Below are 22,960 nucleotides of genomic sequence, written 5' to 3' on the forward strand. Positions count from 1 at the left end.
CGACGGCAGCTGGGCGGGCGCGATCGTCTTCACCGCGTCGCTGGTCGCGATCGCGCTGGCGCTCCTCGTCCTGCGGCCCCGCCTCGTCCGCCGGGCGGCCGCCGCGACCGGCACGGTGCTCGAGCGCCCCGCGCGGCCGAAGCGTTAGATCCGCGGCATCCGCGTCGCGAGGTGCTCACGTTCGAGCGGATCGACGGTCAGCTCGAGCGCCCGCTGCCGGGCACGGTCCGCCTCGGCCTCGCAGCCGGCCGCGGCGAGCAGGGCGGCGCGCGCCGCCCACGCGGGCTGGAACGCGTCCGCCCCGGCCACATCGTCGAGCACCGCGAGGCCGGCGGCCGGCCCATCCACGCGGGCCACGGCGACCGCGTGGGCGACGCGGGCGCCGAGGGTCGGCGCCACACGCACCAGCGCGGCGGACAGCCGGCGGATCGCCTCGCGGTCCACCTCGCCGGTGATCGCACGGGCGCCGTGCGCGGACTGGATCGCCGCCTCGAGCTGGAACCGGCCGGGACGGCCGTGCGCGGCGGCGCGGTGGAGGTACTCCTCGCCCCGTGCCAGGAGCGCCCGATCCCACGTCGCCGGGTCCTGCTCGTCGAGCGGCACGAACACGGTGCGGCCGGGGTCGTCCCTGGCCGCCGCCAGGTGCAGCAGCGCGGCGAGGCCGAGCACCTCGGGCTCGTCCGGCAGCAGATCGGCGAGCAGCCGGCCGAGGTGCAGCGCCTCCTCGCGCAGGTCCGGCCCGGCCGACCCCGACCGGGCGATCGCGTAGGCGCCGTAGACCGCCTCGAGCACCGGCGGCAGCCGTTCGCTCCAGCGCGACCGGTCCGGCACCTCGAACGCGATCCCGGCATCGCGGATGCGCCGCTTCGCGCGCACGAGCCGCTGCGCCATCGCCGGCGCCGGCACCGCGAACGCCGCGGCGATCGCCCGCGCCTCCACCCCCAGCACGGACTGCAGCATGAGCGGCGTGCGGATCCCGGGCTCGATCGCCGGATGCGCGCACACGAACAGCAGCGCGAGCAGCCGGTCCGGGAACGGATCCGGCTCGGGCGGGGGAGCGGGCGCGTCCCGTGCCTCGTCGAGCACCACGGAGGTGCGGTGGGCCGCGGAGCGGAGCACGTCGGTGATCCGGTGCCGTCCGACGGTCATGAGCCACCCCTCGGGGCTCGCCGGCACGCCGGCGCCGGGCCACAGCTCGAGGGCGCGCTCGAACGCGAACGCCAGGGCGTCCTCGGCGAGCGCGAGGTCGCGGGTGGGCGCCGCCAGGGCGGCGACCAGCCGTCCGTACGAACGCCTCGCCGCCGCATCGACCGCCTCCGCGACCTCGCCCGCATCCGTCACGCCGGCCGCCAGCTCCCGTCGACGAACCGCACGGCGGACGGACGCACCTCGACGGCGCCCCAGGTCGCGCTCGGCGCCCTGCCCGCCCAGTCGAGCGCGGCGTCGAGGTCCGGCACGTCGATCACGAACGTGCCACCGAGCTGGTCCTTCGTGTCCGCGAACGGGCCGTCCTGGATGCGCAGCTCGCCGTCGCGGGTCGACACCGTGGTCGAGGCCGACGACGGCTGCAGCACCTCGGCGGATCGCAGCACGCCCGCGGCGTCCAGCGCCTCGGCGTAGGACGCGAACGCGGCCATGCCGGCCTCGATCGCCTCCCGCCCGATCGACTGCTCATCGGCCTCCGGGTAGTGCAGCAGCAGCGTGTAGCGCATGGTGTCCTCCTGACTCGGGCCGGTCCGTCCGACCCTCTCACCAGGAGGACGATCGAGCACCTGTCGGATCGACACCGCGGTCCGGGGAGAACAGCCCTCTGCGACTGGTAGAGTCTCTGACCGGCCGCAGGGCCACCAGCGCCAGGCCTCAGGCCGGTGCATTGGGGTATGGTGTAATTGGCAACACGGCTGATTCTGGTTCAGTTGTTCTTGGTTCGAGTCCAGGTACCCCAGCAGGAATCCTCGAGATCACGGGGCCTCGGCAGGACGGCATCGACGTCGCTCAGGAGGCCGGGAACGTGACCGCATCGCTCTCCGTCGCCGTGCTCGGCCTCGGCGCCATGGGGCTGCCGATGGCGCTCCGCCTCGCCGAGACGCACCCCGTCATCGGGTTCGACGCGAGCGCCGAACGGCGGGCGCTCGGCGCAGGCCAGGGGCTGACCGTGCACGACTCGGCGCAGGACGCCGTCGCGGATGCGGACGTCGTGCTGCTCGCGGTCCGGAACGGCTCCCAGCTGCAGGACGCGCTGCTCGGCGAAGCGGGCGTCGCGGCGGTGCTCCGTGACGGCGCGGTGGTGCTGCTGACCAGCACGGTCGGCGTCGATGCGGTGCGGGCCACGGCGGCCGCGCTGGCGGAGCTGGGCGTCCGGCTCGTGGACGCACCGCTGTCCGGCGGCCCCGTGCGTGCCCGAGAGGGCGATCTGCTCATCCTCGTCGGCGGCGAGCCGGATCCCGTCGGCCGCGTGCGGCCCGTGCTCGAGCGGCTCGGTTCGACCGTGACGACCGTCGGCGCGCACCCGGGCGACGGCCAGGCGCTGAAGACCGTGAACCAGCTGCTCTGCGGTGTGCACATCGCGGCGGCCGCCGAGGCGCTCGCGCTCGCGGATGCGCTCGGCCTCGACCGCGGTGCCGCCCTCGAGGCGCTGAACCAGGGCGCCGCCGCCTCGTTCATGCTCGGCAACCGCGGCCCGCGGATGCTCGAGGCGTACGACGAGGACGGCGCCGAGGTGCTGAGCCGGCTCGACATCTTCGTGAAGGACCTCGGCATCGTGGCAGACGCGGCGCGCGCGCACGGGCTCGCGACCCCGGTCGCTGCGGCCGCCGAGCAGCTCTTCCTGCTCGGGCAGGCCCAGGGACTCGCGGCTGCCGACGACTCCGCGGTGATCCGCGTGGTGGCACCGGAGCGCCCGGCGTCCTGATCCCGCCGCCCGGCCCGCGACGCGTTCCCGCACCGTCGAGTTCGGGGTGGATGCCCGACCGTCCTGCATGGTTCTTGCAGAAGTTCCTCCGATCGCTCCGGTAGGAACGTTTTATGAGCAATGCAGCGACCTCCCAGGCATCGGCCAGGAGTGAGGACAGCCACCTCAAGCAGCGCCTCGGCTACTGGTCCCTGGTGGCGACCGGCATCGGCAGCGTCATCGGGTCGGGCTGGCTCTTCTCGGCCATGTACGCGGCGCAGACCGCGGGGCCGGCGTCGCTCATCGCCTGGGTGATCGGCGGCGCGGTCATGCTCGCCGTCGCGCTGGTGTTCGCCGAGCTCGGGATGGTCCACCCCGAGTCCGGCGGTCTGGTCCGCTATCCGCTGTACTCGAACGGCCGCTTCGCCGCGAGCATCGTGGGCTGGAGCATGTGGGTCACCTACGTGGCGAACCCGCCCACGGAGGCCTCCGGCGTCGTGCAGTACGCGAGCTCCTACATCCCCGGCCTGTTCGAGAAGAACCAGCTCACGTTCGCCGGCATCCTCGTCGCGATCGCCCTCATGGCGCTCTTCGTGCTCGTCAACTACTTCGGTGTGCAGTTCTTCGCGCGCAGCAACAACGTCGTGACCGCGGTGAAGATCTTCATCCCGACCCTCACGATCATCATGCTGTTCGCGAGCGGGTTCACCCGCAGCGGCGGCGCCGGCGGCACGGGCAACCTCGGGGCGGGCGGCGGATTCGCGCCCTACGGCATCGGCGCCGCCCTCGGCACCATCGCGACGGCGGGCATGGTGTTCGCCTACACCGGGTTCCGCAACATCGTCGAGCTCTCGGGTGAGGTGACGAACCCGCGGCGGAACATCCCGGCGTCGCTCATCACGACGATCCTCGGGGCGATCGTGCTCTACCTGCTGCTGCAGCTCGCGTTCATCTTCGGGGTGCCGCAGCACCTGCTCGGCAAGGGCTGGGGCGGGGTCAACTTCGACTCCCCGTTCGCGCAGCTCGCGATGCTGCTGGGGATGACGTGGCTGTACTGGATCCTCATCGCCGACTCGATGGTCTCCCCGTCCGGCTCCGGCATCGTCTTCACGGCCTCGAACGCCCGCAACGTGTTCGGGCTCGCGAAGAACCGCTTCTTCCCGAAATGGCTCGCGAAGGTGCACCAGGGCTCCGGCGTGCCGCGGCGGGCGCTGCTGCTGAACTTCGTCGTCGGGATCCTCTTCCTGCTGCCGCTGCCGAGCTGGCACCAGATCATCGGGGTGACCGGCACGCTGATCGCGTTCACCTTCTCGATCGGCTCGGTGTCGGTCATCGCCTTCCGCCGGTCGGGCCTCAGCGAACGGGCCGCGCGCCTGCCGGGGATGTACGTGATCGCGCCGTTCGCGTTCATCGTGAGCGCCCTCGTCATCTACTGGGTGCCGTGGAAGGAGCTCGTGCTCACGATCCCGATCGTCGTCGTCGGGCTGATCTGGTACGCCGTCACCTACGTGCTCCAGCATCACGGCGTCGGCGAGCTCGTCGGCGGCATCTGGCTCGTCGTCTACCTCGTCGTCGAGTACGTGATGGGGGCGATCGGCAGCTTCGGCGGCCTGCACCTGATCACGTCCCCGTGGGACTCGGTCGTGCTCGCCGTGATCGCGGCCGCCCTGTACATCTGGGGCACCCGCTCGGGCACGAGCTACATGCGGGCCCGTCCGGAGCTCGTGGAGGAGCTGCGCGGGCAGCAGGTCGACGCCCGTGAGGGCAGCGTCCTGCAGGAGGACGAGGCCTCCGCCCGCTGACGGCGCCTATCGCCGCGCGAGGAACGGCACGAACGTGCGCACCGGGCTGCCGTCGAACCGGGCGCGGACGCCCGGGTCGAGGTCGCCGAGGAGCTCGCCGTGCACCTCGCCGGTCGCGAGGATCGCGGTGGACAGCTCCTCGCCGAGGTGATCGCCGTGCTCCATCAGCGCGACCGCGTCGACGTACTCCTCGATGACGACCGCGGCGGACTCGTCCGCCGTCAGGAAGATCTCGTACCGGAGGGTGCCGGTGTCCCGGTCCTGGACGATCTCCATGCAGCGCTGCGAGAGCCGCTTGAAGTCGTCCGCCCCTCCCTCGTGGAAGGTGAAGTGCGCGATGCCGAGCAGTGCCATGGATGCGTCCCTCCGCTCGCGAGCGACCGTACGCGCCCGGCCGGGGACGGGCCGGGATGCGAGCGGGCGTCCGCCGCGCCACACTGAGCCGGTGAGCGACGACCGCCTGATGCTGCTCGACACGGCGGCGCTCTACTTCCGCGCGTTCTTCGCCCTGCCCGAGACCATCACGGCGCCGGACGGCACCCCGGTGAACGCGGTCCGCGGCCTGCTCGACATGATCGCGCGGCTCGTCACCGACTTCCGGCCCGCCGCCCTCGTCGCCTGCTGGGACGACGACTGGCGCCCGCAGTGGCGCGTGGACCTCGTGCCGTCCTACAAGGCCCACCGCGTCGCGGAGGCGGGTTCCGAGACCGAGACCGTCCCGGATGCGCTGACGCGGCAGGTGCCGGTGATCGGTGCCGTGCTCACGGCCCTCGGCATCCCCATCGTCGGTGCGCCGGACCACGAGGCCGACGACGTGATCGGCACCCTCGCCGCCACGGCCGAGCGGCCGGTCGACGTCGTGACCGGCGACCGGGACCTCTTCCAGGTGATCGACGACGCGCGCGACGTCCGCGTGCTCTCGACCGTGCGGGGGATGAGCAAGCTGGAGGTGGTGACCGACGAGGTGCTCCGCGGCAAGTACGGCATCGCCGCGGCGCAGTACGCGGACTACGCCGCGCTCCGCGGGGACAGCTCCGACGGGCTGCCGGGCGTCGCCGGCATCGGCGAGAAGACCGCATCCGGGCTGCTCCGCGAGTTCGGCGACCTCGATGCGCTGCTGGCGGCGGTAAAGGATCCGTCGATCCCGTTGTCCGCCTCGGTGCGAGCGAAGCTGCGCGCCGGCGCCGAGTACCTCGAGCGAGCGCGGCCCGTCGTCGCGGTCGTCCGCGACCTCGACCTGCCCGCCGTGGACGGCACCCTGGGCCGCGCGCTCGACGCCGATGCCTTCGCCCGGCTGGCCGAGCAGTGGGGCCTCCGCGGCTCCGCGGAGCGCGTGCTCGCCGCGCTGAGAAGTCCATACCAGACGTGAAAGATTTCAGGGATGCAAGCGTAGGATCCGGCCCGTCGAGGGAGCGATGGCGCTCCCCGCGTGAAGGAGACTGCAATGTCGTCGGCCCGAGCCACGTCCCGTCCCACCCGCAGCGGCAGCCCGACGGTCGTCCCGCAAGGAACGCCCGCCGAGAACGCCACGCCCGTCGTGGCCCCCTTCGCGGACCCGGGGCCGCTGGGCCTCGCCGCGTTCGCACTCACCACCTTCGTGCTGAGCTTCGCGAACACCGGCCTCATCCCGGGGGCGGGAGTCGCGGTTCTCGGCCTCGCCGCGTTCTACGGCGGCCTCGGCCAGATCATCGCCGGCATCTGGGAGTTCGCGAACAAGAACACCTTCGGGGCGACCGCCTTCTGCACCTACGGCGGCTTCTGGCTGGCGTTCTGGTACCTCGCCTCCACCGGTGGCGACAAGGGTGCCGGCGCGCAGGGCGTGGGGATCTTCCTCATCGCCTTCGGGATCTTCACGCTCTACATGACCGTCGCCGCCTTGAAGACGAACCTGGCCCTCATCGCGGTCTTCGCGTTCCTGACCCTGACGTTCTTCGCGCTCGGCATCGGCGCCGCCGCGAACGCGGAGGGGCTGTCGCACCTCGGCGGTTGGCTCGGCATCATCACCGCCCTGCTCGCGTGGTACACCTCCTTCGCGGGCGTCACGAACAGCACCTTCAAGCGGGTCGTGCTCCCCGTCTTCCCCCGCGCCTGACCTTCGGAAGGAACCGCTGAATGAGCGACACCGTCACACCGACCCTCGACAACCTGTCCACGGAGGACCGCCGCTTCCCGCCCTCCGCGGAGTTCGCCGCGAACGCGAACGTCGACGCGTCGGTCTACGCCGAGGCGGATGCGGACCGGCTCGCGTTCTGGGCCGACAAGGCCCGTCGGCTCACCTGGGCCGAGCCGTTCACCCAGGTGCTCGACTGGTCGAACGCGCCGTTCGCGAGGTGGTTCGCGGACGGGAGGCTGAACGTCGCGGTGAACTGCCTCGACCGGCACGTCGAGGCGGGGCTCGGCGACCGCGTGGCGTTCCACTTCGAGGGCGAGCCCGGCGACACGCGCACCATCACCTACCGGGAGCTCACGGAGGAGGTCTGCCGGGCCGCGAACGCGCTGACCGACCTCGGCGTGCAGGCCGGCGACCGCGTCGCGATCTACATGCCGATGATCCCCGAGACGGTCGTGGCGATGCTCGCCTGCGCTCGCCTCGGCGCCCCGCACACCGTCGTGTTCGGCGGGTTCTCCGCCGAGGCGCTCGCGACCCGGATCCTCGACTGCGACGCCCATGTCGTGATCACCGCGGACGGCGGATGGCGGCGCGGCGCGGTCGCCCCGCTGAAGCCCGCCGTCGACGAGGCGCTGAAGCAGTGCCCCGACGTCTCGGCGGTGCTCGTGGTGCGGCGCACCGGCAACGACGTCGCCTGGGCGGAGGGCCGCGACCACTGGTGGCACGACACCGCGGCGCAGGCGTCCAGCACCCATGAGCCGCAGGCGTTCCCGGCGGAGCATCCGCTCTACGTCATGTACACCTCGGGCACGACGGGCAAGCCGAAGGGCATCCTGCACACCTCCGCCGGCTACCTGGCGGGCTGCGCGTGGACCCAGTACGAGGTCTTCGACTTGAAGCCGGAGACGGACGTCTACTGGACGGCGGCGGACATCGGCTGGGTCACCGGCCACTCGTACATCGTGTACGGGCCCCTCGCCAACGGCACGACCAGCGTGCTCTACGAGGGCACGCCCGACTTCCCGGACAAGGACCGGTGGTGGGACATCGTCGAGAAGTACAAGGTGACGACGCTCTACTGCGCGCCGACCGCGATCCGCACCCATATGAAGTGGGGAGCGGCCTTCGCGGACAAGCACGACCTGTCCTCCCTGCGACTGATCGGCAGCGTCGGGGAGCCCATCAACCCCGAGGCGTACGTCTGGTACCGGCGCACCATCGGCGGCGACCGCACCCCGGTCGTCGACACGTGGTGGCAGACCGAGACCGGTGCGATCATGATCAGCCCGCTGCCCGGCATCACCGCGGGCAAGCCCGGCGCGGCGATGACCGCCCTGCCCGGCGTCTCCGCCGACGTGGTGGACGACTCCGGGAACCCGGTGCCGAACGGATCCGGCGGCTACCTCGTGCTCACCGAGCCGTGGCCCTCGATGCTCCGCACCATCTGGGGCGACGACGAGCGCTACAAGGACACCTACTGGTCGCGGTTCCCCGGCAAGTACTTCGCCGGTGACGGCGCGAAGAAGGACGCCGACGGCGACCTCTGGCTGCTCGGCCGGGTCGACGACGTGATGAACGTCGCCGGCCACCGGCTGTCGACCACCGAGATTGAGTCCGCGCTCGTGTCCAACCCGAAGGTCGCGGAGGCGGCCGTCGTCGGGGCGACGGACGAGACCACCGGTCAGGCGGTCGTCGCGTTCGTGATCCTCCGCGGGGAGGCCGGTGACGGCGGCCCCGACGTGGTGAAGGAGCTGCGCGAGTGGGTCGCGGAGCAGATCGGCAAGATCGCCCGTCCGCGCCAGATCATGGTCGTCGCCGAGCTGCCGAAGACGCGGTCCGGCAAGATCATGCGCCGGCTGCTGCGCGACGTGGCGGAGCACCGGCCGGTGGGCGACGTCACGACGCTCGCCGACACCACCGTGATGGACACCATCCGCGACGGGATGGCCACCGCCCCGCCCGAGGACTGATCAGGGCGGCGCCGGGATCCGAGGGGGCTTCGGATCCCGGCGTCGTGGTTCAGCTGGGGTCGGCGATGCCGATGTGCGCCAGCTGAAGGTTGTGATCCGACCCCTGGTACCTCGGGTCGAAGCGCGTCGTTCCGGGGACGAGGCGGACCTCGTTCCAGTAGCCGTAGGTGAAGGGCGAGTTCTTCAGCATGATGTAGTCGATACGGCTCGTCGGGTGGGCGTGCTTCACCGCGTGGATCGGATAGCCGCTGTCAGGACCGTCGGTCCCGTTCGAACCGTTCGATGAGCTGTACCAGTAGCCTCCGCGGTTCGAGGTGGCCCCGGCGTCGATGTACCCGTCGCTGCGCAGCTGCAGGCTGCCGGCGTTCGGTTCCATCGCTCCGTTCGCGTTGAAGTCACCGACGAACACGATCGGGGTGCCGCCGGCCAGGGAATCCATGTACTTCGCGAGGCTCAGTGCTTCGGCCTTGCGCCATCCGTCCATGGTCGCGCCCGAGGCGGACGGCATGTGGATGGAGGCTGCGTAGAACGTCGTGGAGGTGCCCACGATCTGGAACCGCGCCCACATGCCCGCCTCGTCCGTCAGGCTGGACGGCCAGTGGAGGCCGGGAATGGCGCGGAGGGAGAGGAAGCCGGAACGCAGCACGGAGAGCTTGGCGGGGTTGTAGAAGAGCGCCGAGTCGACGTACCTCCCGAGGTTGCCGTACTTCGACGCCTGCTGGTACATCCACGCGTTCGCGTCCTCCCGAGCGTTGCGATAGACGGTGGACACTGCGGCGGACTTCGTCCCCAGCGCCGTCTGCAAGGTCTGGTACTGCTCGACGCAGGGGTAGGAGCCGCTCGGATTCAAGCAGTCGGGAACGATCCGGGCCGTCGTGAGCTCCTGGAGACCGATGAGATCGGGATGCAGCGACTCGATGTTCGCGACCACGCGGCTCTTCCGTGCCGCCCACTGGTCCTTCGCCGTGAACGTCGATGAGGCCGTCAGGCTCTGCACGTTCCAGGAGGCGACGGAGAGCGGAGTGGACGGTGCGGTATCCGTGGGCATGCCGGCGAACGACCAGGTTCCGGACGGCGTCAGGCGGAACCTCGCCGGACCGTTGAAGACGAGTCCACGGGAGGGATTCGAGGTCGTCGAGTTGGTGAGCGCCACCTTGACGAAGACGGCGTTGCCGCTGCCTCCGCCGAGGACGTCGTGCTTGGCCTTCGGAATGGTGATGGTCCAGGACTGGAGCGCTGCGGGGTACCACGAGGTCCATCCGCGGTTCCGCGTCAGCATGCTGTCCGACCCCCAGATGACCGAGAACGATCGGGCCTGGGTGCCCCCCTTCCAGGAGACCCGGATCCGATCCGGGCCGGCGGGCACCGCCCGGACCGAGGTGATCGACGTCGGGATGTAGGGCACGGGTCGAGCTGTCACCCGCATCGTCGACGTCCCGGCGACCCCGTCCGGAGTCACGCGCAGCGAATAGGTGGTGCCGTTCGTCACCCCGTTCAGCCGGATCCAGGTGCCGGTGGCATGAGTCGAGTGGGCGGTGGACGTGCCGGGGCCCCAATGCACCGTGTAGCCGGCCGCTCCTGGGACCCGGTTCCACGCCGCCGTGATCTGCCGGTCGCCGCCGACGGCGCGCATCGGCATCGTGGTGGTCGCGGATGCGGGCAGCGCGGCGAGGGCGGAGGCCCCGACGAGTCCGACGGCGGCGACGGCGATGCCGGCGGCGCGGACGGCGCGGCGGAGCCGGCGCTCGGCTCGAAGACGAGCGGCACGGGTGACGTGAAGGCGCATGACGGATTCCCCCCAGAACGGATGCGACTGCCCACGGTACGGGGCACGCGTCCTCTCGGGTTCCCCCAGAATGCGGGCCGATGCGGCGTGTCGCGTTGCCGCCGTGCCGCGTCGAGGTCAGCCGGTCGGGCCGAACCGCTCCGTGCGGATGCGCTCGGGCGCGTGGCCGAGCGCCAGCAGGCCGTCCGCGACCGCCTCGACGAAGCCCGTCGGGCCGCACACGTAGACCGTCGGCGCCTCGGCCGATGGGATCGTGGTGCTCGCCAGCTCCGCCGCGCCGATCCGTCCGACGGGCAGCCCGGCGGGCGCCCGACGGGAGTAGCGGAGGTCGACGGCGAGCGCCGGCCCGGCCAGGCGGGCGAGCTCGTCGCGGTAGTAGATCCGCGTGGGATCCTGCACGCCGTAGAGCAGCCGGAAGGGCGCGGCGCTGGCCGTCGCCTCGTGGGTGCGGATCATCGCCATCAGCGGCACGATCCCGGAGCCGCCTCCGATGAGCTGCACCGGTTCGGTCTGCTCGCGGCGCCACACGAACCAGCCGCCGATCGGCCCGCGTACCTCGAGCGGGTCGCCGACGCCGAGGTCCTCGACGAGGTACGGGGAGACCTCGCCGTCCTCGAACCGCTCGACGGTCACCTCGATCCGCTCGGCTCCCGTGCCGGAGGCGAGCGAGTAGGAGCGCTGCGCCGTGTAGCCGTCCTCGGCCGTCAGGCGGATGTCGATGTGCTGCCCGGCGACGGTGGGCCCGAGGTCCGGAGCGTCGAGCACGAGGGTGCGTGCCGTCGGCGTCTCGGGCCGGATCGCCGCGACCCGGGCGAGGGCCCAGCGGTTCGGGTCAGGCGCTGCGATAGCGCTCCTCCCGCCACGGGTCGCCGTGCATGTGGTAGCCGAGCTCCTCCCAGAAGCCGGCGCGGTCGCGCTCGAGCAGCGTGAGGGAGTTCACCCACTTCGCGCTCTTCCAGAAGTACAGGTGCGGCACGAGCAGCCGCGCGGGTCCGCCGTGCTCGGGGCGCAGCGGCTCGCCGTCGTACTCGAACGCCACCCACGCCTTGCCGCCGCGGAGGTCCTCCATCGGCAGGTTGGTGGTGTAACCGCCGTAGCAGCCGGCGAGCACGTAGGGTGCATCGGCACCTGCGGCGTCGAGGAACCTGTCTACGGATACGCCCCGCCACGATGTGCCGAACTTCGACCAGCTCGTCACGCAGTGGATGTCGGTGGTGATCGTCTCGGGACCGAGTGCCAGCATGTCCGCCCACGTCCACTCGCGCTTCTCGCCGTCGAGGGTGGTCAGGCTGAAGCGCCAGTCGTCCTCGCGGATCCGCGGGGTGATCCCGGCGGAGAGCACCGGGAAGCCGTGCTCCTCGTACTGCCCCGGGGGCAGCGCGGGGTTGGTGGTGCGGCGTCTGCCGCGGAAGCCGGGTGAGAAGACGGCCATTCGGGCCTCCTTGATCCAGTGCTCCCATCGTGGCACGGACGGGGGCCGGAGGATCGGTCGATCGACTCTCCGCTTCACACGCCGCGCCCCGAAGGTCCGGCTGTTGCCACTCTTTGCGATCTTGGGCGCCTCAAGGTCGCAAGAAGTGGCAACCGTCGGGGTCGGTGGTGGGGGACGGGTGGGGGAGGGGATTCGCACCCTTCGTTGCGGGGCCTGTGTCAGGCTGGGGCGATGACCGCGGTGAACATCGGCATCCCTCGCCGGTCGCCGCTGCCGGACGTCTCCGGCCGCCCCGCGGATCCGCATCTGCTCGACCGCTTCGGCCGGGTCGCCACCGACCTGCGCGTCTCGGTCACCGAGAAGTGTTCCTTGCGGTGCACCTACTGCATGCCCGAGGAGGGCCTGCCCGCGATCCCGCGAGCGCTGCTCCTCACGCCTGCCGAGATCGGCCGCCTGGTCGGCATCGGCGCCCGCGACCTGGGCGTGCGGGAGGTGCGGTTCACCGGCGGCGAGCCGCTGCTGCGCGCCGACCTCGCCGAGATCCTCGCGGCCACGCGCGCCGCTGCGCCGGGGCTGCCGATGGCCCTCACCACCAACGGCGTCGGCCTCGACAAGCGGCTCCCCGCGCTGCTCGACGCCGGCCTGACCCGCGTGAACATCTCCCTCGACACCGTCGACCGCGAGCACTTCGCGCGACTCACCCGCCGCGACCGCCTGCCGGCCGTGCTCGCCGGCATCGAGGCCGCGCGCGAAGCCGGCCTCACGCCGCTCAAGGTCAACGCCGTGCTCATGCGCGAGACCCTCGACGACGCCCCCGACCTGCTCGCCTGGGCGCTCGACGCCGGTGTGCAGCTGCGCTTCATCGAGCAGATGCCCCTCGACGCCGACGGCGTCTGGAGCCGGGAGTCGCTCGTCGACGCCGCGGAGCTGCTCGCCGTGCTCGGCCGGCGCTTCGAGCTGGAGGAGGTCGGCCGGGACGACCCGCACGCGCCGGCCGAGGAGTGGCGGGTGCGGTCCCGTGGCGCGACCGCGCCCGCGACGGCCACCGTCGGGCTCATCGCCTCCGTCACCCGCTCCTTTTGCGCCGAGTGCGACCGCACCCGCGTCACGGCCGAGGGCTCGGTGCGCTCCTGCCTCTTCGGCGACGACGAGACCCCGCTCGCGCCACTGCTGCGCGGCGGCGCGGACGACGCGACGATCGCGGACGCCTGGCGCGCCGCGATGTGGGGCAAGCAGGCCGGCCACGGGATGGACGAGGCCGACTTCCACCGCCCGAAGCGCAGCATGGGGGCCATCGGTGGCTGAGCCGGTCGCCGTCACCGTCCGCTACTTCGCCGCCGCGGCCGAGGCCGCCGGCCGCGAGGAGGAGGTGCTCGAGGTCGAACCGACCGCGGGCGCCCTCCGCGCCCTCCTCGCCGAGCGCTACGGCGCGCCGATGCGTCGTGTGCTCGAGGTCGGGTCGCTGCTCGTCGACGGCGTCGTGACGCGCGACCCGCAGCGTCCGGTTCGTCGCGCCGTCGACGTGCTGCCGCCCTTCGCCGGCGGATAGGACGTCCGGCCTGCTTCGGCAGGATGGAGCGATGCGGGACTTCGACGACCTGGTGGCCGAGGCCGACGCGTCGGACGTGACCGGCTGGGACTTCGGCTGGCTGGAGGGGCGCGCCACCGAGGAGCGGCCGCCCTGGGGCTATGCGAGGCTGCTCGCGCACCGGCTCGGGCAGGTGCGGTCGGCGCTCGACATCGACACCGGCGGCGGCGAGGTCGTGGGCGCGGCGCCGGTGCTGCCGGAGCGGATGGTCGTCACCGAGGGGTGGCCGCCGAACGCCGAGCGGGCCCGCGCCCTCCTCGGTCCGCGCGGCGTCGAGGTGGTCGAGACGCCGCAGGGCGCCCCGCTCCCGTTCCCCGACGGCGCCTTCGAGCTCGTGACCTCGCGGCATCCGGTGCGGCCGGACTGGGCGGAGATCGCCCGCGTGCTGCAGCACGGCGGGTGCTACTTCGCGCAGCACGTCGGCCCCGCATCCGCCTTCGAGCTGATCGAGTTCTTCCTCGGGCCGCTGCCGGAGCAGCGGAAGGGTCGCGACTCGCGGCAGGAGGTCGCGGAGGCCGAGGCGAACGGGCTGACGATCACGGATCTGCGGATCGCGCGCTGCCGGATGGAGTTCTTCGACATCGGGGCCGTCGTGTGGACGCTGCGCCGGTGCGTCTGGTGGGTGCCCGACTTCACCGTCGAGCGCTACCGCGACCGGCTCCGCGACCTCGACGCGCTGCTCCGAAGCGAGGGCCCGTTCGTCGCGCACTCGTCCCGGCACCTCATCGAGGCCCGGCGCTCCGGCTAGAGCCCGACCCACTCCGACGGGCCCTGCGGGAAGTGCTGGCGCTTCCAGATCGGCACCTCGGCCTTGATCGCGTCGACGAGGTCGCTGCACGCCGCGAACGCCTCTGCCCGGTGCGGGGCGGCGACCGCGGCGACGAGTGCGACGTCGCCGATGCCGAGCGTGCCGATGCGGTGTGCCGCCGCGATGGGGAGGCCGGTGCGCTCGGCGATCCGCGCGCAGACCTCGCCGAGGAAGCGCTCCGCCTCCGGATGCGCGGAGTAGTCGAGGCCGGCGACGTCGCGACCGCCGTCGTGGTCGCGGATGACGCCACGGAAGGTGACGAGCGCGCCGTCCTCGTCGCTGAGCACCGCGGCCTCGATCTCGGCCGCGTCGAGCACCGCGCCGGTGACGCGGGCCAGGGCGACGCGGGCGGTCATCCGCGCCCCTCGTGGTGCGGCGGCGACTGGTGGACGCCGTGGGCGTGGTCGGCGCGCCCGCGCAGCTGCTGCAGCAGGTGGGGCAGCAGGTCCGCGAGCACCGCGAGCCCGTCGTCGACGCCGCCGGGGGAGCCGGGCAGGTTCACGATCACCGTCCCGTCGGTGATCCCGGCGAGTCCACGGCCGAGCGCGGCGGTGGGCGTGCCGGCCCGCGCGCGGATGGCCTCGGCGACGCCGGGCAGCGGACGGTCGAGCAGGGGAGCGGTGGCGTCGGGCGTCGCATCCGTCGGGCTCGGCCCGGTGCCGCCGGTCGTGAGCAGCACGGCGGGGCGCGCCGCGAGCGACTCGCGGAGGCCACGGGCGACGTCCGCATCCGCGACGACGCGCGCCGGCGGCGTGACGAGGCCCTGCTCCTCGAGCCAGCCGACGAGCCGGGCGCCGGTCGTGTCCTCGCGGGTGCCGGCGGCCGCGCCGGTCGAGACCACGAGCACCGCCCCGCCGGACGGTTCCGGACGCGGCGCCGCGGCGGGCGCCTCGCCGCGCGGATCCTCCACGGCATCGCGAGTCCAGTGCCCGCGCTTGCCGCCGGTCTTCTCGACGAGCTGCACGCCGGTGAGCGTCGCGCGCGGGTCGACCGCCTTCACCATGTCGTGCAGCGTCAGCCCCGCGACGGCGACGGCCGTGAGGGCCTCCATCTCGACGCCCGTCCTGCCGCTGGTGCGCGTGCGGGCCTCGATCACGACGCCGTCCCCGTCCGGCACGAGGTCGACGGTCACCCCGTCGAGCGGCAGCGGATGGCAGAGCGGGATCAGGTCGCTCGTGCGCTTCGCCCCGGTGATGCCGGCGATGCGCGCGGTCGCGAGCGCATCCGCCTTCGGCAGGCCGTCCGCGACGAGCAGCGCGACGACCTCGGGGGTGGTCTCGAGGCGCCCGCGGGCGAGCGCGGTGCGCGTCGTGACGGCTTTCGCCCCGACGTCCACCATGCGGGCACGGCCGTCGGCGTCGAGGTGGGGGAGCGGCCCGTCGGTCATGCCCGCATTCTCGCAGCGGCGCCTGGGGCGATCGGGCCGCGGATCAGAGCCGCGGATCAGAGGGGGAGAGCCGTGATCGGATCCCCGGCCTCGAGGTGCGTCGTGTCGGCCGGCACATCGAGCAGCACGTCGGCATCGGCCATCGTGGCCACGAGGTGCGACGACGGGCCGCCGACGGGAACGGCGCGGCCGTGCTCGATCCGGCCCCGCAGCCACTGCCGGCGGCCGGCGGGGGAGTCGAGGGCGACCGCGAGCGGGACGGTCGCGGCCTCGATCGGCGGAAGGCCTGCGGCCGCGCGGAGCAGCGGGCGCACCAGCACCGTGAACGACACCTGCGTCGAGACCGGGTTGCCCGGGAACCCGATGACGGGCACGCCGTCGATCAGCGCCGTGGCTTGGGGTCCGCCCGGCTGCATCGCGATCTCGACGACCTCGGCGCCGCGCGGCTCGAGCACCTGCCGCACGACCTCGAAGTCGCCGTGCGAGATGCCGCCGGAGGTGAGCACGAGGTCCGCTGCGGCGACCGCCGCGTCGAGCGCCGCGGCGAACGCGGCCGGGTCGTCGGGCGTGCGGACCGGGGGCAGCGACTCGGCGCCGGCTTCCCCGAGCAGCGCCACGAGCGCCGCCTCGTTCGCGTCGTAGACCTGCCCGAACTCGAGCGGCCGCCCGGGCGCGACGACCTCCTCCCCGGTCGTGAGGACCGCGACGCGCACCTTCCGCCGCACCGCCACGGTGGCGATGCCGCTCGCAGCAAGTGCCGCGAGCCGGCGCGGGGTGAGCACGGCCCCGGTGGGGCCGACGACCGCGCCGGCGGCGAGGTCGCTGCCCGCCTCCCGCACGAACTCCCCGCGCCGCCGCGGCACCAGGATGCGGATGAGGTCGCCCTCGGCATCCGTGTCCTCGACCGGGATCACGCAGTCCGCGCCCTCGGGGACGGGAGCCCCCGTCATCACCTTGAGCACGGCGCCGAGCGGCAGCGTGCGCGGCGCCGCGGGACCCGCCGCCTGCACCCCCGCCGTCGGCAGCGCGACGGGCGCATGCGCCACCTCGTCGGCACGGGCCGCCCAGCCGTCCATCTGGGAGTTGCGGAAGGGCGGCAGCGGCACCGGCGAGCGCACGTCGGCTGCCAGCACGCGGCCGAGGGCCGAGGCGAGCGGCACGTGCTCGGCACCGAGGTCGGCCAGCGCCGGCCCGGCGAGCGCGGCGATGTGCGCCGCGTGCTCGTCGACGCTGCGGCGGCTCACGTCAGTAGCGGGGGACGGACGGGTCGACCTGACGGCTCCAGCGGTTGATGCCACCCGCCATCGACCGCACCCGGAACCCCGCGGCCCGGAGCCGGTCGGCGCCGTCCTGGCTGCGCACGCCGGCGTGGCAGTAGGTGATGACGGGCACATCGGGGTCGAGCTCGCCGAGCCGGGCCTCGAGGGATCCGAGTGGGATGAGGATCGAGCCCGGCAGGCTCGCGATCTCCGCCTCCCACGGCTCCCGCACGTCGACCAGCTGCACCTGGTCGCCGCGCTCGAGCAGCGCCGCGACCTCCTCCACCGACACGTCCGCCTCGTCCGTCATGCCTGACTCCTGTTCCGACCCGGCCGGGTCCTGGGGTTCGGTCGCGTCCGCCGCGCCGTAGACGATCTCTCGCACGCTCGGCGCCAGCGCGTCGACGACGAGCAGCCGCCCGACCAGCGGGCGGCCGAGGCCGACGAGCAGCTTCAGCGCCTCGGTGGCCATCAGGCCGCCGATCGTGGTGCAGAGGCTCGGCAGCACCCCGCCGATCGCGCAGGTGAGGACGTCGGCGTCGTCGGGGCGGGCGGGGAAGAGGTCGCGCCAGCGGGCGGATCCGGGGACGCTCACGCCGACCTGCCCCGTCGTGCCGGTGGCGGAGCCCCAGACGAGCGGGATGCCGGCCGTCTCCGTGGCCTCGTCGAGGAGGTAGCGAAGCTCGAGGGAGTCGGTGGCGTCGATCACGAGGTCGGCACCAGCCACGAGGCCGCCGACGACGATCTCGTCGACGAACCGGGCGTCGGCGATCAGCGTGGTGCCCTCGGCTGCGATCGCGGTCAGGGTGTCGACGGCGGATGCGGCCTTGTCGCGGCCCAGGTCCCGCTCGCCGTGCAGGGTCTGCCGGTGGAGGTTCGTGGCCTCGACCTGGTCGCCGTCGACGACGACCACGGTGCCGATGCCGGTCGCGACGAGCACCGGCAGCAGCGCCGAGCCCAGGCCGCCGGCGCCGACGACCACGACGCGGGCGGCGGCGAGCCGCTCCTGCCCGGCACGGCCGAAGCCGGGCAGCGTCACCTGCCGCGCGAAGCGGTCGGCGGTGGGCGTGGCGGGCACGGATCGATCCTGACATCCGTTGCCGATGAGGTCTGCCGACTCCGCATCCGCGGCGAGGCGGTACAGTCGGCCCCGTATCCGCGGAAGGAGACACCATGGTCGACCGGATCCGCGTCGCCGACGCGGCGGCGCTGCTCGGGGTGAGCGACGACACGCTGCGCCGCTGGGCCGACGCCGGGCGCATCACCGTGCACCGCGACAGCGCGCGGGCGACGGTCGACGGCGCCGAGCTCGCCTCGCTCGCCGCGGAGATCGCGGCCGATTCGCCGCTCGCCCGCCTCGTCCCCGCCGGGACCGCCTCCTCCGCCCGCAACCGCATCCCGGGGATCGTCACGAGGGTGCTCCGCGACGGCGTCATGGCGCAGGTCGACCTGCAGGCCGGCCCGTTCCGCCTCGTGTCGCTGATGAGCCGCGAGGCCGCGGATGCGCTCGGCCTGGAGCCGGGGGTGCTGGCCACCGCGACCGTCAAGGCCACCACGATGGTCATCGAGCAGAGCGACATCCGCAGGGAGTCCCGGTGAGGGGATCGATCGCGCTGCGGATCGCCGCGCTGACGATGCTGCTGACCGCGTCGGCCGTCGCCCTCACGGCGTGCTCCGAGCCGAGGGCGGCGGCACCTGGGGCCGCGCAGGCGGCCCCATCCGCATCCCCGACCCCGTCACTGCACGGGTCGATCACGGTCGACGCGGCGGCCTCGCTGAACACGGTGTTCCCGAAGCTCGCGACCGCGTTCGAGGCCGCGAACCCGGGGACGACCGTGACCTTCAGCTTCGGCGGCAGCTCGGCGCTCGCCGCGCAGATCGTCGCGGGTGCCCCCGTCGACGTGTTCGCGGCGGCGAGCGCGAAGACGATGAAGACCGTGACCGCGGCGAACCTCGAGGCGGCCGCGCCCGTGACGATCGCCCGGAACCGGCTGGAGATCGCGGTGCCGCCGAGCAACCCGGGCGGCATCACCGGGCTCGCGGACTTCGGCGACGCCGCGAAGACCGTCGTGGTCTGCGACACGCAGGTGCCCTGCGGCGCCGCGGCGCAGCAGGTGTTCGCGCTTGCGAAGGTGAGAGCGAAGCCCGACAGCTACGAGCCCGACGTGACCAGCGTGCTGACGAAGGTCGAGACCGGTGACGCGGATGCGGGGCTCGTCTACCGCACCGACGTGCTCGCCGCGGGCGACAGGGTGAAGGGCATCGCGTTCCCCGAGGCGGCCGAGGCGATCACCGCCTACCCGATCGCGCCGCTGTCCGCGTCGAGGAACCCGGCGCTCGCGAAGGCCTTCACCGAGTACGTGATCCAGCACGGCGGTCCGGATCTCGCGGCCGCCGGGTTCCTGCCCCCGCAGTGAGGAGCGGCACGACCCGGAGCACGACGGGACGCACGCCCCGCGCGCTGCTGCTTCCGGCCGGCATCGCGCTGCTGCTGCTCGCGGGGCCGCTCGTCGCGCTCCTGGTCCGCGCCCCGTGGGCCGAGATCCCTGGGCTGCTCGCCGGGCCGGTCGTGCTGCCCGCGCTCGCCCTGTCGATCGGCACGGCGCTCGCGTCCACGGCCGTCTGCATCCTGATCGGCGTGCCGCTCGCGGCGGTGCTCGCCGGCTCCGACGGATGGCCGCGCGGCCTCACCCGGGTCACCCGGGCGATCGTCGCGACCCCCCTCGTGCTGCCGCCGGTGGTCGGCGGCATCGCGTTGCTGCTGCTCCTGTCCCGCACCGGCCTGCTCGGGCAGGCGCTCTACGCGGGCTTCGGCATCACGATCCCGTTCACCACCGTCGCCGTCGTGATCGCGCAGACCTTCGTGGGCCTCCCGTTCCTCGTGCTCAGCGTCGAGGGCGCGCTCCGCGGCGTGGACTCCCGCTTCGCCGTCGCCTCGGCGACCCTCGGTGCGTCGCCGTGGCTGACGTTCAGCCGCGTGGTCCTGCCGCTCGCGGCGCCGGGCGTCGCCGCCGGAGCGGTGCTGAGCTTCGCGCGGGCGCTCGGCGAGTTCGGGGCGACGATCACGTTCGCGGGGAGCCTGCCCGGCGTGACCGAGACGCTGCCGGTCGCCGCCTACATCGCGCTGACGAACGATCCGGGATCCGCCATCGCCATCGCGGTGGTGCTCGTGCTCGTCGCGATCGCCGTGCTGGTCACGCTGCGCGAGCGGTGGCTGACGGGGCTCCGACCGTGAGCGGCGCCCTCTCCGCGCGGCTCGGCGTGCAGCGCGGCGCCTTCGCGCTCGACGCGGACCTGTCCGTGCGCCCCGGGACCGTGCTCGCCGTCGTCGGCCGGAACGGCGCGGGCAAGTCGACCGCCCTCGGGGCGCTCGCCGGCATCACGGCGCTGACGAGCGGATCCGTCGCGCTCGACGGGGTCGTGCTCGACGACGCCGACCGCCGCTTCGTCCCGCCGGAGCGCCGCTCGATCGGCCTGGTGCAGCAGCAGCCGGCGCTGTTCCCGCATCTCTCGGTGCTCGACAACGTGGCGTTCGGGCTGCGCGCCGGTGGCGCCACCCGGGGCGACGCCCGGGAGCAGGCCCACGCCGCGCTCGCCGAGCAGGGGCTCGACGCCCTCGCGCAGCGTCGGCCGTCGCAGGTGTCCGGCGGTCAGGCGGCTCGGATCGCGCTCGTGCGCACGATGATCCGGCGGCCGGCGCTGCTGCTGCTCGACGAGCCGCTCGCCGCGATCGATGCGGAGCTGCGGCCGGCCCTCCGCGCGTCGATCGCCGCGCTGCTCGACTCGTTCCCCGGCTCCGCGATCCTCGTCACGCATGACGTCGCGGATGCGGAGGCGCTCGCCGACGAGGTCGCGCTGCTCGACGCGGGTCGGGTGCTGCAGCGCGGCACGCTCGCCGCGCTGCGGAGCGACCCCGCGGATCCGGTCGTCTCCCGCCTGCTCGCGCCGGGCGGCCGCCTCGACGACGAGACGACCGCCTGACGCGGCGGGCGTCAGATGTCGAGGAAGTCGCCGCTCTGCAGCGGGTACCACTGGCCGCCGCCTGCCTCGGTGACGGCCTTCAGCCGGTCGTTGGCGATCGCCTTGCCGGCGGCGGAGAGCACGCCGTCGTGCGTCGGGAAGGCTCGCTTCGGGGCGACCGCGGTGACGTAGTCCATCGCCTCGCTGATCTTCATCCAGGGCGCTCCGGCGGGGGCGGCGAGCGTCTCGACCACGACGCTCTCCGGGACCGTGAACGAGTCGCCGGGGTAGTACAGCCGGTTGTTGATGAGCACCCCGACGTTGTCGATGACGGGGATCGACGGATGGATGACGGCGTGCCGCCCGCCGAAGAACTTGAGGACGAAGTCGCCGTGGTCGTGCGTCTCGCCGGGATGCACCTCGACGACGTCGAAGCCCTCGGCGGCCTTGGCGACGCCCTCCGGCCCGAAGATGACGACGTTGCGGTTGATCTCGAGGATCCGCCGCAGCTGCTCGGCGGTCCAGTGGTCGGCGTGCTCGTGGGTGATGACGATCACCTGCACGTTCTCGAGGCCGACGATCGGGTTCGTGAGGCTGCCCGGGTCGACGACGAGGCGGTGACCGCCCTCCTCGACGAGCAGGGCCGCGTGCTCGAGCTTCGTGATGCGCATGGGCCTAGCCAACACCCGTGGGGTGACCTTCCGCTGCGCGGTGGACGGCTCGGGGGATCGCTCGAATCGCCTGGCCTCCGAGGATGTGGCATACTCGATGTCCGTTGCGGCGCGCCCGCAGCAGTCCGGCCCCATCGTTTAGCGGCCTAGGACGTCGCCCTCTCACGGCGGTAACGCGGGTTCAAATCCCGCTGGGGTCACGAGCTGAAACCCCCGGTCTGACCGGGGGTTTTTCTCGTTCCTGGGCTTCGTGGCGGGGGTCGCTTCGCGCTCCGTGGCAACAGTTTGGCAACATCCGTCTGCATCGCCCGGTGATCGAGGGCCGTGGCAACGGCCTCTAGATCGTCATCGAAGAGGTCGGTGTAGGTGTCCAGGGTCATGGCCGCGGACGCGTGCCCGAGCATCCGCTGCACGGCCTTCACGTTCGCGCCCGATCCGACGGCCAGGCTGGCCGCGGTGTGCCGGAGCTCGTGCGGTGTCAGCCCGTCCAGCCCGATCGCTGCAGCGGCAGGGTTGAACCAGCCGTGCCGGAAGACCGCGTTCCGCAGATAGGTCGCCGTTCGAGCTCCGATGAAGACGGGGTCCGCGGGTGCCTTGCCGGCGAGGTGTGGCAACAGCAGTGTTGCCAAAAACGGCGGGATCGCGATGGAGCGGTGCTCGTAGTCCTTCGGCGCCTCGACGTGCGGCCGTCCGTTGTCCATCACCATCGTCTGCCGCACCACCAACCGACGCGTGACTAGGTCGATGTCCCCGACACGGAGGCCGGCCAGTTCGCCCCAGCGAAGCCCGCAGTAGGCCAGCACGAGGACGATCAGGTCGTAGCCGAGCTCCCGGCCGAGGGGCTGCTCGCCGACAGCCAGCGCGAGCGCCGCGACCTCGTCGTGCGTCAGGTACCGCTTCGACGTCTTCACGGACCGCGGCAGCTTCAGTCGGTGTGCGGGGTTGGCCGGAAGTCGGCCGTCGTCGACGGCGAGCTGCAGGGCTCCCGAGAGCACGTTCACGGCTTTCCGCACCGACTGCGGAGATCCGGGCAGGCCGGATGCCCATTGCTGCGCCTGCAGCCGGGTGATCCGGCCGAGCGGGACGGCGCCGAGCTGCGGGCGGACGTACTTCTCGACGATGCCGACGACGCGGGTGCGCGACGAGGCCCGCATGTCGACGCGTGTAGCCAGCCAGGTGTCGAGCCACTCCGACAGAGTGATTCGGGCCTTCTCGGGCGCGACGTACCGGCCCTGCACCATCGCCACCTCGGTGATCGCGAGGAACAGCTCGGCATCCTTCTTCGTACGGAACCCAC

Annotated in this window: 24 protein-coding genes and 2 tRNA genes; 14 read left to right on the forward strand and 12 right to left on the reverse strand. The window is 72.9% G+C overall.

The window, feature by feature from the left end; all coding sequences use genetic code 11:
- Positions 1 to 144: 144 nt before the first annotated feature.
- The gene (locus VIG76_RS13045) at positions 145 to 1,341 is read right to left on the reverse strand and encodes an RNA polymerase sigma factor (RefSeq protein ID WP_331954846.1); all 1,197 of its coding nucleotides are present in this window, start codon (positions 1,339 to 1,341) and stop codon (positions 145 to 147) included.
- Positions 1,338 to 1,712: a YciI family protein gene (locus tag VIG76_RS13050; RefSeq protein ID WP_331954848.1), complete on the reverse strand. Its 375-nt coding sequence runs from the start codon at positions 1,710 to 1,712 to the stop codon at positions 1,338 to 1,340. The genes VIG76_RS13045 and VIG76_RS13050 overlap by 4 nt, the downstream gene beginning before the upstream one ends.
- Before the next feature lie 162 nt (positions 1,713 to 1,874).
- Here VIG76_RS13050 and VIG76_RS13055 point away from each other — a divergent pair.
- The 3 genes from VIG76_RS13055 (at position 1,875) to VIG76_RS13065 (ending at position 4,692) form a co-directional block, all read left to right on the forward strand.
- A tRNA-Gln gene (locus tag VIG76_RS13055) sits at positions 1,875 to 1,946 on the forward strand.
- Positions 1,947 to 2,011: 65 nt separating this feature from the next.
- A complete protein-coding gene (locus tag VIG76_RS13060) occupies positions 2,012 to 2,911 on the forward strand; it encodes an NAD(P)-dependent oxidoreductase (RefSeq protein WP_331954850.1) in 900 nt (299 codons plus the stop codon).
- A gap of 113 nt (positions 2,912 to 3,024) precedes the next feature.
- The gene (locus VIG76_RS13065) at positions 3,025 to 4,692 is read left to right on the forward strand and encodes an APC family permease (RefSeq protein ID WP_331954852.1); all 1,668 of its coding nucleotides are present in this window, start codon (positions 3,025 to 3,027) and stop codon (positions 4,690 to 4,692) included.
- A 6-nt stretch (positions 4,693 to 4,698) separates the two neighbouring features.
- Here VIG76_RS13065 and VIG76_RS13070 read toward each other — a convergent pair whose 3' ends face one another.
- Positions 4,699 to 5,046, reverse strand: coding sequence for a putative quinol monooxygenase (locus tag VIG76_RS13070; RefSeq protein WP_331954854.1), 348 nt, complete (start codon positions 5,044 to 5,046; stop codon positions 4,699 to 4,701).
- Positions 5,047 to 5,155: 109 nt separating this feature from the next.
- Between VIG76_RS13070 and VIG76_RS13075 the strand changes: the two genes are divergently transcribed.
- From VIG76_RS13075 to acs, 3 genes are all read left to right on the forward strand, one after another.
- Positions 5,156 to 6,061, forward strand: coding sequence for a 5'-3' exonuclease (locus VIG76_RS13075; RefSeq protein ID WP_331954892.1), 906 nt, complete (start codon positions 5,156 to 5,158; stop codon positions 6,059 to 6,061).
- Positions 6,062 to 6,136: 75 nt separating this feature from the next.
- A complete protein-coding gene (locus VIG76_RS13080; protein WP_331954856.1) occupies positions 6,137 to 6,784 on the forward strand; it encodes an acetate uptake transporter in 648 nt (215 codons plus the stop codon).
- Positions 6,785 to 6,804: 20 nt separating this feature from the next.
- On the forward strand, positions 6,805 to 8,772 hold the full coding sequence (acs, locus tag VIG76_RS13085) for an acetate--CoA ligase (protein WP_331954858.1): 1,968 nt from the start codon (positions 6,805 to 6,807) through the stop codon (positions 8,770 to 8,772).
- A 49-nt stretch (positions 8,773 to 8,821) separates the two neighbouring features.
- Here acs and VIG76_RS13090 read toward each other — a convergent pair whose 3' ends face one another.
- From VIG76_RS13090 to VIG76_RS13100, 3 genes are all read right to left on the reverse strand, one after another.
- Positions 8,822 to 10,558 (reverse strand): endonuclease/exonuclease/phosphatase family protein, encoded by a 1,737-nt coding sequence (locus VIG76_RS13090; RefSeq protein ID WP_331954860.1) that lies wholly within the window; start codon positions 10,556 to 10,558, stop codon positions 8,822 to 8,824.
- 117 nt (positions 10,559 to 10,675) lie between these two features.
- Complete coding sequence (locus VIG76_RS13095) at positions 10,676 to 11,323, reverse strand: FAD-binding oxidoreductase (protein WP_331954862.1); 648 nt, start codon at positions 11,321 to 11,323, stop codon at positions 10,676 to 10,678.
- A 67-nt stretch (positions 11,324 to 11,390) separates the two neighbouring features.
- On the reverse strand, positions 11,391 to 11,990 hold the full coding sequence (locus VIG76_RS13100; protein WP_331954864.1) for a sulfite oxidase-like oxidoreductase: 600 nt from the start codon (positions 11,988 to 11,990) through the stop codon (positions 11,391 to 11,393).
- Between the two features lie 231 nt (positions 11,991 to 12,221).
- Between VIG76_RS13100 and moaA the strand changes: the two genes are divergently transcribed.
- The 3 genes from moaA to VIG76_RS13115 are packed head-to-tail and all read left to right on the forward strand — an operon-like array spanning position 12,222 to position 14,326.
- The gene (gene moaA, locus VIG76_RS13105; protein ID WP_331954866.1) at positions 12,222 to 13,295 is read left to right on the forward strand and encodes a GTP 3',8-cyclase MoaA; all 1,074 of its coding nucleotides are present in this window, start codon (positions 12,222 to 12,224) and stop codon (positions 13,293 to 13,295) included.
- A complete protein-coding gene (locus VIG76_RS13110; RefSeq protein WP_331954868.1) occupies positions 13,288 to 13,539 on the forward strand; it encodes a MoaD/ThiS family protein in 252 nt (83 codons plus the stop codon). The genes moaA and VIG76_RS13110 overlap by 8 nt, the downstream gene beginning before the upstream one ends.
- Positions 13,540 to 13,570: 31 nt before the next feature.
- Positions 13,571 to 14,326: a methyltransferase domain-containing protein gene (locus VIG76_RS13115; protein ID WP_331954870.1), complete on the forward strand. Its 756-nt coding sequence runs from the start codon at positions 13,571 to 13,573 to the stop codon at positions 14,324 to 14,326.
- On the opposite strand, the gene VIG76_RS13120 is transcribed toward VIG76_RS13115, so the two are convergent.
- The 4 genes from VIG76_RS13120 to VIG76_RS13135 are packed head-to-tail and all read right to left on the reverse strand — an operon-like array spanning position 14,323 to position 18,110.
- A complete protein-coding gene (locus tag VIG76_RS13120; RefSeq protein ID WP_331954872.1) occupies positions 14,323 to 14,742 on the reverse strand; it encodes a molybdenum cofactor biosynthesis protein MoaE in 420 nt (139 codons plus the stop codon). The two genes, VIG76_RS13115 and VIG76_RS13120, sit on opposite strands and share 4 nt — an antisense overlap.
- Positions 14,739 to 15,773, reverse strand: a complete 1,035-nt coding sequence (gene moaCB / locus VIG76_RS13125; RefSeq protein WP_331954874.1) for a bifunctional molybdenum cofactor biosynthesis protein MoaC/MoaB — start codon at positions 15,771 to 15,773, stop codon at positions 14,739 to 14,741. The genes VIG76_RS13120 and moaCB overlap by 4 nt, the downstream gene beginning before the upstream one ends.
- A gap of 56 nt (positions 15,774 to 15,829) precedes the next feature.
- Positions 15,830 to 17,017 (reverse strand): molybdopterin molybdotransferase MoeA, encoded by a 1,188-nt coding sequence (locus VIG76_RS13130; protein ID WP_331954876.1) that lies wholly within the window; start codon positions 17,015 to 17,017, stop codon positions 15,830 to 15,832.
- A gap of 1 nt (position 17,018) precedes the next feature.
- Complete coding sequence (locus VIG76_RS13135) at positions 17,019 to 18,110, reverse strand: ThiF family adenylyltransferase (RefSeq protein WP_331954878.1); 1,092 nt, start codon at positions 18,108 to 18,110, stop codon at positions 17,019 to 17,021.
- Between the two features lie 95 nt (positions 18,111 to 18,205).
- Here VIG76_RS13135 and VIG76_RS13140 point away from each other — a divergent pair, with 95 nt between their 5' ends.
- The 4 genes from VIG76_RS13140 to VIG76_RS13155 are packed head-to-tail and all read left to right on the forward strand — an operon-like array spanning position 18,206 to position 21,013.
- Entirely contained in the window at positions 18,206 to 18,631 is a 426-nt protein-coding gene (locus VIG76_RS13140) for a TOBE domain-containing protein (RefSeq protein WP_331954880.1), read from the forward strand.
- Positions 18,628 to 19,449, forward strand: a complete 822-nt coding sequence (gene modA / locus VIG76_RS13145) for a molybdate ABC transporter substrate-binding protein (protein WP_331954882.1) — start codon at positions 18,628 to 18,630, stop codon at positions 19,447 to 19,449. Before VIG76_RS13140 ends, modA begins: the two co-directional genes overlap by 4 nt.
- Positions 19,446 to 20,267, forward strand: coding sequence for a molybdate ABC transporter permease subunit (gene modB / locus VIG76_RS13150; RefSeq protein WP_331954884.1), 822 nt, complete (start codon positions 19,446 to 19,448; stop codon positions 20,265 to 20,267). Before modA ends, modB begins: the two co-directional genes overlap by 4 nt.
- A complete protein-coding gene (locus VIG76_RS13155) occupies positions 20,264 to 21,013 on the forward strand; it encodes an ABC transporter ATP-binding protein (protein WP_331954886.1) in 750 nt (249 codons plus the stop codon). Before modB ends, VIG76_RS13155 begins: the two co-directional genes overlap by 4 nt.
- 11 nt (positions 21,014 to 21,024) lie before the next feature.
- On the opposite strand, the gene VIG76_RS13160 is transcribed toward VIG76_RS13155, so the two are convergent.
- Positions 21,025 to 21,663 (reverse strand): MBL fold metallo-hydrolase, encoded by a 639-nt coding sequence (locus VIG76_RS13160; protein ID WP_331954888.1) that lies wholly within the window; start codon positions 21,661 to 21,663, stop codon positions 21,025 to 21,027.
- Positions 21,664 to 21,790: 127 nt separating this feature from the next.
- Here VIG76_RS13160 and VIG76_RS13165 point away from each other — a divergent pair.
- Positions 21,791 to 21,863, forward strand: a tRNA-Glu gene (locus VIG76_RS13165).
- Here VIG76_RS13165 and VIG76_RS13170 read toward each other — a convergent pair.
- A partial coding sequence (locus VIG76_RS13170) for a tyrosine-type recombinase/integrase (RefSeq protein WP_331954890.1) occupies positions 21,861 to 22,960 on the reverse strand: 1,100 nt, incomplete at its 5' end. The two genes, VIG76_RS13165 and VIG76_RS13170, sit on opposite strands and share 3 nt — an antisense overlap.

The sequence above is a fragment of the Amnibacterium sp. genome, from assembly GCF_036559085.1.
Taxonomy (GTDB): Bacteria; Actinomycetota; Actinomycetes; order Actinomycetales; family Microbacteriaceae; genus Amnibacterium.

Excerpts from the sequence above, each read along its gene's own strand:
- VIG76_RS13050 (WP_331954848.1), bottom strand. The coding sequence starts at position 1,712 with ATGCGCTACACGCTGCTGCTGCACTACCCGGAGGCCGATGAGCAGTCG.
- VIG76_RS13100 (WP_331954864.1), bottom strand. The coding sequence starts at position 11,990 with ATGGCCGTCTTCTCACCCGGCTTCCGCGGCAGACGCCGCACCACCAAC.
- VIG76_RS13090 (WP_331954860.1), bottom strand. The coding sequence starts at position 10,558 with ATGCGCCTTCACGTCACCCGTGCCGCTCGTCTTCGAGCCGAGCGCCGG.
- VIG76_RS13140 (WP_331954880.1), top strand. The coding sequence starts at position 18,206 with ATGGTCGACCGGATCCGCGTCGCCGACGCGGCGGCGCTGCTCGGGGTG.
- VIG76_RS13070 (WP_331954854.1), bottom strand. The coding sequence starts at position 5,046 with ATGGCACTGCTCGGCATCGCGCACTTCACCTTCCACGAGGGAGGGGCG.
- VIG76_RS13160 (WP_331954888.1), bottom strand. The coding sequence starts at position 21,663 with ATGCGCATCACGAAGCTCGAGCACGCGGCCCTGCTCGTCGAGGAGGGC.
- VIG76_RS13080 (WP_331954856.1), top strand. The coding sequence starts at position 6,137 with ATGTCGTCGGCCCGAGCCACGTCCCGTCCCACCCGCAGCGGCAGCCCG.
- VIG76_RS13065 (WP_331954852.1), top strand. The coding sequence starts at position 3,025 with ATGAGCAATGCAGCGACCTCCCAGGCATCGGCCAGGAGTGAGGACAGC.
- acs (WP_331954858.1), top strand. The coding sequence starts at position 6,805 with ATGAGCGACACCGTCACACCGACCCTCGACAACCTGTCCACGGAGGAC.
- VIG76_RS13075 (WP_331954892.1), top strand. The coding sequence starts at position 5,156 with ATGCTGCTCGACACGGCGGCGCTCTACTTCCGCGCGTTCTTCGCCCTG.
- moaCB (WP_331954874.1), bottom strand. The coding sequence starts at position 15,773 with ATGACCGACGGGCCGCTCCCCCACCTCGACGCCGACGGCCGTGCCCGC.
- VIG76_RS13115 (WP_331954870.1), top strand. The coding sequence starts at position 13,571 with ATGCGGGACTTCGACGACCTGGTGGCCGAGGCCGACGCGTCGGACGTG.
- moaA (WP_331954866.1), top strand. The coding sequence starts at position 12,222 with ATGACCGCGGTGAACATCGGCATCCCTCGCCGGTCGCCGCTGCCGGAC.
- VIG76_RS13120 (WP_331954872.1), bottom strand. The coding sequence starts at position 14,742 with ATGACCGCCCGCGTCGCCCTGGCCCGCGTCACCGGCGCGGTGCTCGAC.